Here is a 12837-nt window from a genome sequence, read left to right as displayed (position 1 = left end):
GGGATGGGTCAGGTGCTGCGAGTGGCGACGGCCGGCGGCACGTCGGCGGCGCGGCGCGCCGGCGCGAACACGGCGAGCTGGCCGAGCAGCCACAGCGCCACCGCGCCGATCGGCAGGTAGGACAGCGGCAGCCGCGGCAGTTCGTACTTGCCCATCAGCCATTGGTTGATGGCGTAGGCCAGCAGCATGCCGAGCACGATGCCGGTGCTGGCGAGCAGGAAGTTCTCGGTCTGGAAGTAGCGCAGGATCTGCCCGCGGGTGGCGCCGAGCGCGCGGCGGATGCCGATCTGCTTGGTGCGTTGCTGCACCCAGAAGCTGGCCAGGCCGACGATGCCCAGCGCGGTCACCACCAGCAACGCCACGCAGACCGCGCCGAGCAGCCACACCATCGCGCGGTCGCCCTGGAAGTAGGCGTCGCGAATCTCGCTGTAGGTCTGCTGCTTGAGCACCAGCCGGCTGCTGTCGACCTTCATCAGTGCCGCGGTGGCCGCGTTCAGTACTTCCTGGCGCCGTGACGGGTCGGTGACCCGCAGCACGTACAGCCCGTCGGTGTAGTTCAGGCGAAACGGCAGCAGCATCGCGTAATCGATCTCGGCCAGGCCGCTGGTGGCGGTGGGCCGCGCCAGGGTCTCGACGATACCGACCACGCGGGCGCCCACCGGCCCGGTATACACGGTCTTGCCCAGCGCGTTCTGTCCCGGGAACATCTTTTCGGCGGTGGCGCGGTTGAGGATGATGGCGGTGCCTTTCTCCTGGATCCGCTTGTCGGTCTGGGCGGCTTCCAGATCCATGTATTCGTCGGGGGCGAAATCGCGCCCGGCCACCAGCTTCAGGCCCAGGGTCTTCAACGTGCCTTCCTCGGCCATGTACTGCGCCGCGTTGAGCGTGGGCCGCTCCTGGTCCGCGGTCAGCGATAGGCTGGTGTTCCAGGAGTAGTGCACGAACGGCACCTGGTTGAGCAACGTGGCGCTGCGCACGCCGGGCACCGCGCGCAACGCGGCCAGGTCCTCGCGGGTGCGCGCGGCGGCGTTGACCTGCTGGCCGATGCCGCCCAGCGAGATCGTCACCAGTTCCGACTCGGCGATGCCGCTGGGCCGGTGCAGGGTCTCGATGCGGTTGCCGATCAGGAACAGCGCGTTGCACACGATCGCGCAGGCCAGGGCGATCTCCAGCACGATCAGCGCGGCGGCGGTCTTGTGCCGGCGCAGGGTGGACAGGATGGGGCGGATATCCATGGCGATGACCTTGTGAGGATGCGTGGAAGGCGCAGGGCGCGCAGGATCAGGACTTGAGCTGCAGGGCGGGCGCGACCTGGATGGCGCGCCACGACGGCAACAGGCCGGCGAGCAGGCTGGCGCCCACCGCCATCGCGAAGGTCAGCGCCAGCATGCTCGGGTCCAGGTGCGCCAGCTTGGCGTAGCTGGCCGGCTGCTGGCGCACGGCCCACAGGCCGAGCGTGGCCAGTGCCAGGCCGGCCATGCCGCCGACCAGGCCGATGGCGCCGGCCTCCACCAGGCATTGCGCGAAGATCGCTCCGCGCGAAGCGCCCAGTGCGCGGCGCACGCCGATCTCGCCGCTGCGGCGCAGGAACTTGGCCAGCAGCAGGCCGACGGTGTTGAGCAGGCACACCAGCAGGAAGCCCATCGCCAGCCACAGTTGCAGGCGCACGTCGCCGGGCACCACTTCGTTGTGGTCCAGCCACTGCATGACGTTGCGCAGGCGCACGTTGTTGGGGCGCTGGAAGCGGCCGGCGGCGCGCTGCTGCGAGGAATAGTTCTCCAGGTAGGCTTTGTAGTCGGCGGCCTGCGCCGGGTTTTCCAGTTCCACCCAGTACTGCACCCAGGTGCAGGGTGCATTGAGCGCGGTCTGGTCGCCGTTGCTGTCGCCGAAGCAGTTCATGCTGCCGTTGCGGTCCATCTTCAGGTCCATCGCCACCGAGAACGGCAGGTAGGCCTGTTCGTCCGACCCGTAGGTGTTGGTGACGTCGTAGAAGCGCGGTTTGGGGTCCCAGGCGTCGAGCACGCCGACGATGCGGAAAGTGTTCTGGTCCACGCGCAGTTCGCGGCCGACGCTGTCGGCGCCGTCGAACAGTTTCTCGTTGAGCGTCTTGCTGATGACCACCACGCGGTCGTGGCGCTTGTCTTCGGTGCCGGTCCAGCCGTGGCCGTACAGGAACGGCGTGTCGAACATCGGGAAGAAGTCCGCCGAGGTGAAGCGCGCTTCCGACTTGAACGGCTTCAGGCCGCTCTTGCGCGGTTCGATCGCCACGCTGCCGCCGGTCATCAGCGCCTGGCGCTTGGCGCGCTTCTCGCGCAGCAGGGCCTCGGCATCGAAGCGGGTGTTCTGCGAATCCGGTTCCTCGCCCGGCTGGTAGCCGGCCTTGGGCTGGGCATCCACCTGCACGTAGAACAGGCGATCGCTCTTCTGCGGGATCGGGTCGCCGGAGAGCACGTGGAACACGGTCAGCGTGGTCATGCTGGCGCCGATCCCCAAGGCGATGGCCAGCACCATCAGCGCAGTGAGGACGGTGTTGCGGCGGAAGCTGTGCAAGGCGAGGCGGACGTAGTAGCCGAACATGGGAGCTCCGGGGTCAGGCGCTGCGGGTGGCGGTGGCGGGCGGGACGGCGGCGGCGCGCAGGGCGGGGCCGAGCACGGCGCATTGGCCGAGCAGCCACACCGCGACGATGCCGGTCAGCACGGTGGGCGAAGACAGCCGCTCCAGTTCGAAGCGCTGCATCAGCCACTGGTTCATGACGTAAGCGAGCACCGCGCCGAGCAGCGCGCCGCCGCCGACGATCAGCAGGTTTTCCAACTGGAAGTAGCGCAGGATGTCGCCGCGGGTGGCGCCGAGCGCGCGGCGGATGCCGATCTGCCGGGTGCGCTGCTGCACCCAGAAGCTGGCCAGCCCGCCGATGCCCAGTGCGGTGACGGTGAGCAGGATCAGGATGATCGCCAGCAGCATCCGCGCCACTGCGCTGTCGCTCTTGAAGTAATCCGCACGCATTTCCTGCAGAGTGGAGACCTCCTGCTGCACGTAGGTGGGATTGGCGCGCTGCATCGCCGCCGCGGCGCGCGGCAGCACCTGCGCCAGTTGCCCGGGCTTGCTGCGGATCAGGTAGATGCCACCCCAGCCTTCGCTGCGGGCGGCGACTTCGGTCAGCAGCGCGTCGGCGTCGTCGTCGTGGCCGGTGATGCTGCCGCGTACCGGCGCCATCACGCCGACGACGTCCAGACCCACCTGCTGGTTGAAGAGGCTGGCGTAGAGCGTGCGTCCCAGCGGCGAGACGCCGGGGAACAGCTTGGCGGCCAGCGACGGGGTGATCAGCGCCGGCAGGCGCCGCTCGACCCCGGCAGGCGCGCCGAACAATGCGGAGGCGCCAGGGAGTTCCGCATCGCGCAGGTCGCGGCCGGCGACGATGCGGATGCCCAGGGTCCGGTTCAGGCCCTGGCTGCCGTTGAACAGCGTCGCCCGTGCGACCGGCTGCGTGGCCTGCGGTTGCAGGAACAGTTGTGCCCGGTTGGGGCCGGCCAGCGGCGGCGGGCCGAACGCCGCCGCTTCCACACCGGGGACCGCTTGCAGGAGGTCCAGGTTGCGGCCGACACTGCTGACGTTGCCCGGCTCGCCGATCACGCCGATGCTCTGGATCAGGCCGATGTCCTGCTCCATCACCCCGGTGGGCGTGTGCACGCGCTGGTAGGTGCGGGCGATGATGAACACCAGGTTGCACAGCACCGCCAGGGTCAGGGCGATCTGCAGGGCCATCAGCACCACCGCGGCGCGATGGCTGCCCAGCGCGGACAGGATGGGGCGTACCGGAGGCAGCGAGGTCATAGCGATTTCACCTGCAGGGCGGGGGCGATGCGCGAGGCGCGCCAGGCCGGCCACAGGCCGGCGGCCAGCGCCGAGAGCGTGGCCACGGCCAGGGCGATGCCCAGGATCGCGGGATCGGCATGGGCTTGTTGCGCATAGGCCACCGGTTGCTGGCGCACCAGCCACAGGCCGATCCAGGTCAGCGGAATGCCGAGCAGGCCGCCCAGGCAGCCGATCAGCGCCGACTCGGCCAGGCATTGCGCGAACACCGCGCGGCGGCTGGCACCGAGCGCACGGCGCACGCCGATCTCGCCGGCCTTGCGCATGAACTTGGCGACCAGCAGGCCGACCGCATTGAGCAGGCACACCAACAGCACGCCGAAGGCGATCCAGGTCTGCATGCGCACCGTGGCCGGCACCACCCGCTTGTAATCCAGCCACGCGACCAGGCTGCGCAGGCGCGTGTTGGGCGTGCGCTCGAAACGGCCGAGCTGGCGCTGCTGCGCGCTGTAGGCATCCAGCGCCGCGCGGTAGCGCCGCACCTGCTCCGGCGTGTCCAACCGCACCCAGTACTGCACCCAGGTGCATTGCGCGGCCTTGGGGTCGTGCAGGCCGGCCTCGCCATCCTTGCCCCAGCACTGCATCGGCCCGTAGCCGTAGTCCTGCGGCAGGTCCAGCCAGGTCTCGAACGGCATGTACAGCGCCTCCGGCGGCGTGTACGCGCCGGAGTTGAGATCGTAGAAGCGCGGCTGCGCATCCCAGGCGTCGATCACCCCGATCACCCGGAACGGGCGGGTGGCGATGGTCAGGGTCTTGCCGACGCTGTCCGCGCCGCCGAACAGCGCGTCGTTGAGCTGGCGGCTCAGCACCACCACCAGCGCGCGCTGCGTATCGTCGCGATGGCTCCAGCCGCTGCCGTAGAGGAAGCGCATGCCGAACATGCCGAACAGATCGGCCGTGGCGGCGCGGGTGGTGAGCATGCGCAAGGGGCTGTTGGACACGGTCTGGCGCACCGGCAGCCAGTTCCCGCTGGTCATGGTCTGCGCCGGCGCCGCCTGCGCCCGGTACAGCGCGGTCGCGTCCTGCCAGGTCAACTCGTCCGGCGGCTCGGGGTCGGCACTGGGCAGGTTGCGCGGACGCGGATCCAGCTGCGGGTGGAACAGCGTGGCGCTGTGCCCGGGCAAGGGATCGCCGGAGAGTGTGTGCAGCACCGTCAGCATGGTCATCGACGCGCCGATGCCCAGCGCCACGGCCAGCACCATCAGCGCGGTGAGGATGCGGTTGCGGCCGAAGCTGCGCAGCGCGAGGCGTAGGTAGTAAGCGAGCATGCGGACTCCGGGTCAGGCGCTGCGGGTGGCGATGGCGGGAGCGACCGCGGCGGCGCGCAGGGCCGGGCCGAGCACGGCGAGCTGGCCGAGCGCGCACAGCAGCAGCGCGCCCACCGGCAGGTAGCTGGCCGGCAGCCGCTCCAGTTCGAAGACGTGCATCAGCAGCACGTTGCCGCCGTAGGCCAGCAGCATGCCCAGGGCCACGCCGGCGCCGACCAGCAACAGGTTCTCGGTCTGGAAATAGCGCAGGATGTCGCGGCGGGTGGCGCCGAGCGCGCGGCGGATGCCGATCTGCTTGGTGCGCTGCTGCACCCAGAAGCTGGCCAGGCCGACGATGCCAAGCGCGGTCACCAGCAGCATCGCGACGATGATCGCGACCAGCAGCCCGGTCATCGCGCGGTCGCTCTGGAAATACGTCTGCCGCAGTTCGCCCAGCGGCTTGCTGTTGGCGTTGTCCAGCACGGCCTCGGGCACTGCTCGCGCCACTGCCGCGCGCGCCTGGGCCAACACCCGCGGCAGGTCGCGCGGATCGGCGCGCAGCACGTAGGTGCCGGACTGCGCGGCCTCGCGCACCGGGATCACCACCGACCAGTCGCTGCCGATCACGCCATCCTCGCTGCGGCCCGGATCGGGGCGCGCCAGGTGCGCCAGCGTGCCGATCACGCGGAAATGGCCGCCGGCCCAGAACTCTTTCCCCAGCGGATCCTGGCCCGGCCACAGGTGCGCGGCCAGCGCCCGCGTGATCCACACGCCGGCCGCGGTCGGGATGCCGTTGACCAGCGGCTGGTAGTCCGCGTCGCCGAACGCGCGGCCACTGTCCGGCTTCAGTTCCAGCGCGGCGACAGCGCCCGGGCTGAGCATGTAGAAGTGCGGCACGCCGCCCACCTGGGTGCAGTCCTGGTCCAGGCACAGCCCGTTGTTGAACGCCGGCGGCGCGAACGGCACCGTGTTGATGGCGCCGGCCGCGCGCACGCCGGGCGTGCGCCGCACCGCATCCAGGGCGCGGGCGTTGACGTCGGCATCGTTGCAGCCGTCGCAGCCGGACAGCGACACCAGGCCCAGCGCGGCCTCGTCGATGCCGCTGCGCAGGTGCACCAGTTGCAGGCGGTTGCCGATCAGGAAGAAGGCGTTGCACAGCACGGCGCAGGCCAGCGCCACTTCCAGCGCGATCAGCGTCGCGGCGACGCGGTGGCGCGACAGCGCGCTGAGGATGGGAGTGATCTGCATCGTCGCGTCCCCCGCTTACAGACTCTTGAGTTGCATGGCTGGCGCGATACCGCTGGCGCGCAGGGCGGGGAACAGGCCGGCCGCGAGGCTGCAGGCGATCGCCAGCGCGAAGGTGCCGGCGAAGGTCGTCAGGTCCAGATGCGCCAGGTCGGCGTAGGCGGTCGGCTGCTGGCGCACGCTCCACAGGCCGAGCAGGGTCAGCAGCCAGCCGCCGATGCCGCCGATCAGGCCGATCAGGCTGGCCTCGGTCAGGCATTGCGCGAAGATCGCGCGGCGCGAAGCCCCCAACGCGCGGCGCACGCCGATCTCGCCGCCGCGGCGCAGGAACTTGGCCAGCAGCAGGCCGACGCTGTTGAACAGGCACAGGCCCAGGAACGCCAGCGCCAGCCAACTCTGCAGGCGCACGTCGCCCGGCACCACGCGGTTGTGGTCCAGCCATTGCGGCAGGGACAGCAGGCGCGCGGTGTCGGCGCGGCCGATGCGCCCGGCGGCCTGCTGTTGCGCGGCGTAGTCGGCCAGCAGGCGGCGGTAGTCGGCGACCTTCGCCGGCGTGTCCAACTGCACCCACAACTGCAGCCACACGCACGGGGCGCTGCGCAGGTCCATGGTGGCCTCGGGCTTGCTGAAGCAGGTCCACGGCTGGATGTGGCCGTCGTTGACCTCCAGGCTGCTGGACAGCGGCATGAACACGTCCTGCGTGCGTCCATAGAAGCTGGCGGTATCGCCATGGGCGAAGCTGCCGCCGGCCAACGTGTAGAACAGCGGCGACGGCCGCCACGGTGCCAGCACGCCGACGATGCGCACCGCGGTGCCGCGCACCAGCAGGCTGCGGCCGACGCTGTTGCGGCCCTGGAACAGCTTGGCGTTGAGGTCGGACGAGATCACCGCCACCCGCGCCCGGTCCTGATCGTCGCGCGCGCGCCAGCCGCTGCCGTAGGCGAACGGCACCTGGAACATCGGGAAGAAATCGGCCTGGGTCATCAGCAACTGGGTCATGAAGGGCGGGGCGGCGCTGTCCGCCGCGTGCACCTTGATCTCGCTCTCGGCGACCATGGCCTGGCGATCGGCGCGCCCGCGCGTCCACAGGTCAAAGGCCGAGATGTAGTCGAGCTTGTCGTACGGCTTCTGGTTGGCGCCGTTGCTGGGCCGTGGATCCAGTTGCGCGAAGAAGATCTGCTGGCTGCGCCCGGGCAAGGGATCGCCGGACAGCAGCCGCATCACCGTCAGCGTGGTCATCGCCGCGCCGATGCCCACCGCGATGGACAGCACCATCAGCGCGGTAAGCACCGGGCTGCGGCGCAGGCTGCGCCACGCTTGCTGGAAGTAGTAGCCGAGCATGCCGGTCCCCGCGCCGTCGCCGTGCCGGTCAGCGCGCGGCCGCGGCGTCGCTGCCGCCGTGCGCCAGCACCGGTTCGCGCTGCAGGTCGGTGGCCTGGCCGTCGACGATGTGCACGTTGCGCTGGGCGCGCGCGGCCAGTTCCGGATCGTGGGTGACCATGACGATGGTCGAGCCCTGCGCGTTGATCTCCTCCAGCAGTTCCATCACCCCGCGCGCCATCTGCGAGTCGAGGTTGCCGGTCGGTTCGTCGGCCAGCAGCAGGCGCGGGCTGCCGGCCAGGGCGCGGGCGATCGCCGCGCGCTGCTGCTGGCCGCCGGACAGTTCGGACGGATAGTGCTTCATGCGCGAACCCAGCCCGACCCGGCTCAGCGCCTCCTCGATGCGCTGCTTGCGCTCGGCCGCGCCCATGCCGCGGTAGCGCAGCGGCACGTCCACGTTGTCGAACAGGTTGAGATCGGGGATCAGGTTGAAGCCCTGGAAGATGAAGCCGATCTTCTGGTTGCGCATGCGCGAGCGCGCATCGTCGTTGAGGTTGCTGACGTCCTGGCCATCAAGCAGGTACTGCCCACTGGTGAAGGTTTCCAGCAACCCGGCGATGTTGAGGAAGGTGGTCTTGCCCGAGCCCGACGGCCCGGTGACGGCGACGAACTCGCCCTCGCGGACATGCAGGTCCAGCGAGCGCAACGCATGCGTCTCGACCTGTTCGGTGCGGAAGACCTTGGAGACGGCGCGCATTTCGAGCATGGCATGAGTTCCTGTGGTGGTGGAGCGGGGATTGGGAATTGGGAATTGGGGATGTCGGGATTCGGAATCAGCAGTCGGGAAAGGAGAACGGGAGGGGCTGACGAATCCCCAATCCCGACTCCCCAATCCCGGCTCTCAATGCACCGTGACCTGCGGTGCGTCGCCGAACAGATCGCTGCCGGAGACCACCACCCGGTCGCCCGGCTGCAGGCCCGAGCGCACTTCGACTTCGCCCAGGCTGGTGACGCCCAGTTCGACCGGGCGGCGCACCGCCGAGTCGCCGTCCATGACGTAGGCGTAGCGGCCGCCGGACTGTTCGACGAATGGGCCGCGCTCGAGCTTGAGCACGTTCTTGCGGGTATCCAGCAGCACCCGCGCGCTCATGCGCTGGCTCTGGCGCAGGCCCGGCGGCTGCTTGTCGGTGAAGCGGATGCGCGCATTGACCTCGCCGTTGACCACTTCCGGCGATACCGCCGAGATCGCCCCGGCGAACGGTTCGCCGGCGCCGCTGGTCAACTGCGCCGGCATGCCGATCGCCAGGTCGCGGGCGAAGCTCTCCGGCACCTTGATCTCCAGTTCGAACTTGGACAGGTCGACCACGCTCAGCACCGGCGCGTTGGCGGCGACGTTGGTGTGCTGCGAGACCTGCACCTGGCCGACCTGACCATCGAACGGCGAGCGCAGGGTCAGCAGGTCGACCTGGCGCTGCACCTCGGCTACCACCGCGCGCTGGCGCTCGGCGAGCAGGCGCTTGTTGCGCGCGTCCAGCGACGCGCCCTGCGCCTGCAGGCCCGAATCCTTCTGCGCGTGGCTCATCGCGATGTCGGCCTTCTTCAGCGTGTCCTGGGCCTTGGCCAGTTCCACCGCCGGCACCGCGCCGCCTTCGTAGCCGCGCTGGTAGCGCTCCAGGTCGCGGCTGGCGGCCTGCCGCTCGATCTGCGCCTGGTCGATCAGCTTGCTGGCGTTGGCGCGGGCCAGGGTCGCGTCCAGGTCGGCGCGGCCGGCCTCCGCCTGCAGGCCGGCCAGGGTGGCCTCTTCCTGGGCCAGCTTGCTGCGCAATTCGGGGCTGTCGATCTCGGCCAGTTCCTGGCCCTGCTTGACCACGTCGCCGGCGACCACCTTCAGGGTCACGGTGCCGCCGGAGATGGCGTACAGGGTGGGGCTGTTGGCGGCGATCAGGCGGCCGTCGGCGGAGATGTCGCGGACCAGGTCGCCGCGGGTCACCGTGGCGATGCGCACGCGTTGCGCGTCGAAGGAGCGGCTGCCGGCGATCCAGCCGCGGGCGGCGAAGGCGATGCCCAGCAGCACCAGCGCGACGATCAGCCCGGGCCACAGCCAGCGGCGCCAGGCCGCGGAGCGGGGGCGGGCGAGAACCTGGTCCTGGGCGGAGGTGTCACGGATCATCGGTACGGTCGCAGCGGTGAGGACGGGAACTCCAAAGCACAGCGCGTGCCAACTGCAACCCATTGAATTGCATGGAGGTGGCCGGCGCGGACAGGTGTCCGAGTGTCCGCGGACACGTTCGCGGACACTCGGGCGTGCCACCAATTCCCGAGCATGCCGCGCCGCGATTGCGCGTGCCTGTGGCAAGGAAGCGCGAGGACGTGGACGTCCGTCCACGCCCGAGCGGTGACGCGGCCACGGGCGCGCGCAACCGCGGCCCTTCGGGTTGGGCCTGGCAGGCGCGCGGCCGGCGCCGCGCGGCTTGACCTGACGGCCAGTCAGGCGCTGCGCCCCGCAACGCCGGCCGCGCGCCTGCCAGACCCAACGCGGCATGTTGGGGAATTGGTGACACGCCAGGTCCTGCAGCGGACAGCGGCGAGACATTCAGCGGACTTGGCTAGAATGGCGGACTTTTCGGCGAAGGGCGTGGCTATGTGCGGTATCGTCGGTGCGATCGCGGATCGCGATGTGGTTCCGGTCCTGATCGAAGGGCTCAAGCGCCTGGAGTACCGGGGCTACGACTCGGCCGGCATCGCCGCCATCGCCGACGGGCAGGTGCGCCGCGTGCGCCGCACCGGCCGCGTGGCGGAGACCGAAAGTGCCGCGCTGGCCGAGGGCCTGCATGCGCCGCTGGGCATCGGCCACACCCGCTGGGCCACCCATGGCGGCGTCACCGAGGCCAATGCGCATCCGCACATCAGCCACGGCGACCTGGCTCTGGTCCACAACGGCATCATCGAGAACCACGAACAGCAGCGCGAGCGCCTGACCGCGCTGGGCTACGTGTTCGAGTCGCAGACCGACACCGAGGTTATCGCCCACCTGATCCATCACTACATCGCCCAGGGCCGTGACCTGCTCGGCGCGCTGCAGGCGGCGGTGAAGGAGCTGACCGGCGCCTATGCCGTGGCCGCGGTCAGCAAGTCGTGCCCGGACCTGCTGGTGTGCGCACGCATGGGCTGCCCGCTGCTGATTGGCCTGGGCGAGGGCGAGAACTTCATCGCCTCCGACGTCTCGGCGGTGATCCAGGCCACGCGCCGGGTGATCTTCCTGGAAGAAGGCGATACCGCCGAGCTGCGCCGCGACGGCGTGCAGGTGTACGACGCGCAGGACCAGCCGGTGCAGCGCGAGCCGCACGTGTCCGACGTGTCGCTGGCCTCGCTGGAACTGGGCCCCTACCGCCACTTCATGCAGAAGGAAATCCACGAGCAGCCGCGCGCGCTGGCCGACACGCTGGAGGCGCTGTTCGACGCCGGCGGGTTCGACACCGCGCTGTTCGGCAGCAAGGCCGAGGCGCTGCTGGCCGACGTGGACGCCGTGCAGATCCTGGCCTGCGGCACCAGCTACTACGCCGGCCTGACCGCGCGCTACTGGATCGAGGGCATCGCCGGGCTGCCGTGCAGCGTGGAGATCGCCAGCGAATACCGCTACCGCGACGCCTGCGCCAATCCGCGGCAGCTGATCGTGACCATCTCCCAGTCCGGCGAAACCCTGGACACGATGGAGGCGCTCAAGTACGCCAAGTCACTGGGCCATGCCAAGACCCTGTCGATCTGCAACGTGCCCGAGAGCGCGATCCCGCGCGCCAGCGCGATGGTGCTGTACACCCGCGCCGGCGCCGAGGTCGGCGTGGCCTCGACCAAGGCCTTCACCACCCAGCTGGCGGCGCTGTTCCAGCTCACCTGCGTGCTGGCCAAGCGCCGCGGGCGGCTGAGCGCGGAGCAGGAGGCCGACTACCTGGAACAGCTGCGCTACCTGCCCGGCAGCGTGCAGCACGTGCTCAACCTGGAGCCGCAGATCGCGGTGTGGGCCGAGCGTTTCGCCGACAAGCACAACGCGCTGTTCCTCGGCCGCGGCCTGCACTACCCGATCGCCCTGGAAGGCGCGCTCAAGCTCAAGGAGATCACCTACATCCATGCCGAAGGCTACCCGGCCGGCGAACTCAAGCACGGCCCGCTGGCGCTGGTCGACGCCAACATGCCGGTGGTGGTGATCGCGCCAAACGACACCCTGTTGGAGAAGGTGAAGTCGAACATGCAGGAAGTGCGCGCACGCGGCGGCGAGCTGTTCGTGTTCGCCGACCAGGACAGTAACTTCAACGAATCAGACGGCGTGCACGTGATCCGCACGCCGCGCCACGCCGGCGTGCTCAGCCCGGTGCTGCACACCGTGCCGGTGCAGTTGCTGGCCTACCACACCGCGCTGGCGCGCGGCACCGACGTGGACAAGCCGCGCAACCTGGCCAAGTCGGTGACGGTGGAATAACCGCCGCAGCGGTGCCTTGGCAGACGGCATGGTCGGCTGCCAGCGCACTGGCCCGGGTTGTGCATAAGCTTCCTGCGAGGGTTCCCACCACGCAGGAGGACGCATGTACGAGTCTTTCAGACAGGGGGCGCCGGCCGAGGTGTGGCAGGCGCTGGTGCACGAGGCCGGGCAGCGCCTGGGCCGGCCGCTGGACGAATCGCGCGAGCACTATCTGGTGTTCGTGCTGCTGCGGTACCAGCGCGACGCGCAGCTGCTGGCGCGCATCCAGGCGTTGGCCTGGCTGCATGCGCAGGAGCAGGTCGGGCGCGCCCGCGCCGATGCCTTGCGCGAGGTCGGTGACGGTTGCCTGCTGATCGCCGGGCTGTTCCCGGGCGTGGCGGCGCGGCGCCGGGTCAGCGTGGACTACTTCATCGATCTCGGCCGCGGCGCCTATGCCGAAGTCGCCGAGACCCGTGCCAGCGATGCGGGGCTGTTCGCGCAGCTCGCGCGCAGCTATCGCGAGCTGGTCGGCACGCTGGGGGCGCTGCGCCCGCCACGGCACGAGGTGGAGGCGCTGCAGGCGGCGCTGCACGCGTGAGCGGCGGCGCGGCGCGCGGTCCATCCTGCGCCGTCCATGCGGGATGCGCCGTGCCGCGATCCGGTTCGGTGTGTCGTAGGCGCGGCTTCAGCCGCGACGGGCA

Annotated in this window: 10 protein-coding genes; 2 read left to right on the top strand and 8 right to left on the bottom strand. The window is 70.1% G+C overall.

Annotated elements, in window-relative coordinates; translation table 11 throughout:
- Positions 1–8: 8 nt before the first annotated feature.
- The 8 genes from M3U25_RS11655 to M3U25_RS11620 form a co-directional block, all read right to left on the bottom strand.
- Entirely contained in the window at positions 9–1235 is a 1227-nt protein-coding gene (locus tag M3U25_RS11655; protein WP_160946295.1) for an FtsX-like permease family protein, read from the bottom strand.
- Between the two features lie 46 nt (positions 1236–1281).
- The gene (locus tag M3U25_RS11650) at positions 1282–2577 is read right to left on the bottom strand and encodes an ABC transporter permease (protein ID WP_355501333.1); all 1296 of its coding nucleotides are present in this window, start codon (positions 2575–2577) and stop codon (positions 1282–1284) included.
- A 13-nt stretch (positions 2578–2590) separates the two neighbouring features.
- A complete protein-coding gene (locus M3U25_RS11645; RefSeq protein WP_355501336.1) occupies positions 2591–3832 on the bottom strand; it encodes an FtsX-like permease family protein in 1242 nt (413 codons plus the stop codon).
- Positions 3829–5139: an ABC transporter permease gene (locus tag M3U25_RS11640; protein ID WP_355501339.1), complete on the bottom strand. Its 1311-nt coding sequence runs from the start codon at positions 5137–5139 to the stop codon at positions 3829–3831. Before M3U25_RS11640 ends, M3U25_RS11645 begins: the two co-directional genes overlap by 4 nt.
- Before the next feature lie 12 nt (positions 5140–5151).
- On the bottom strand, positions 5152–6366 hold the full coding sequence (locus M3U25_RS11635) for an FtsX-like permease family protein (RefSeq protein WP_355501341.1): 1215 nt from the start codon (positions 6364–6366) through the stop codon (positions 5152–5154).
- A 15-nt stretch (positions 6367–6381) separates the two neighbouring features.
- Complete coding sequence (locus M3U25_RS11630; protein WP_355501344.1) at positions 6382–7704, bottom strand: ABC transporter permease; 1323 nt, start codon at positions 7702–7704, stop codon at positions 6382–6384.
- Positions 7705–7732: 28 nt separating this feature from the next.
- On the bottom strand, positions 7733–8449 hold the full coding sequence (locus tag M3U25_RS11625) for an ABC transporter ATP-binding protein (RefSeq protein ID WP_242083751.1): 717 nt from the start codon (positions 8447–8449) through the stop codon (positions 7733–7735).
- A 135-nt stretch (positions 8450–8584) separates the two neighbouring features.
- The gene (locus M3U25_RS11620) at positions 8585–9853 is read right to left on the bottom strand and encodes an efflux RND transporter periplasmic adaptor subunit (RefSeq protein ID WP_355501347.1); all 1269 of its coding nucleotides are present in this window, start codon (positions 9851–9853) and stop codon (positions 8585–8587) included.
- Positions 9854–10324: 471 nt separating this feature from the next.
- On the opposite strand from M3U25_RS11620, the gene glmS reads away from it, so the two are divergent.
- Both glmS and M3U25_RS11610 read left to right on the top strand, forming a co-directional pair.
- The gene (gene glmS, locus M3U25_RS11615; RefSeq protein ID WP_355501438.1) at positions 10325–12157 is read left to right on the top strand and encodes a glutamine--fructose-6-phosphate transaminase (isomerizing); all 1833 of its coding nucleotides are present in this window, start codon (positions 10325–10327) and stop codon (positions 12155–12157) included.
- 103 nt (positions 12158–12260) lie between these two features.
- The gene (locus M3U25_RS11610) at positions 12261–12734 is read left to right on the top strand and encodes a hypothetical protein (RefSeq protein WP_355501350.1); all 474 of its coding nucleotides are present in this window, start codon (positions 12261–12263) and stop codon (positions 12732–12734) included.
- Positions 12735–12837: the final 103 nt, after the last annotated feature.

This window comes from Xanthomonas sp. PPL134 (genome assembly GCF_040595915.1).
Lineage (GTDB): Bacteria > Pseudomonadota > Gammaproteobacteria > Xanthomonadales > Xanthomonadaceae > Xanthomonas_A > Xanthomonas_A indica.
The sequence above is the reverse complement of the archived record's forward strand: the minus strand, read 5'-3'. Positions and strand labels throughout refer to the sequence as shown.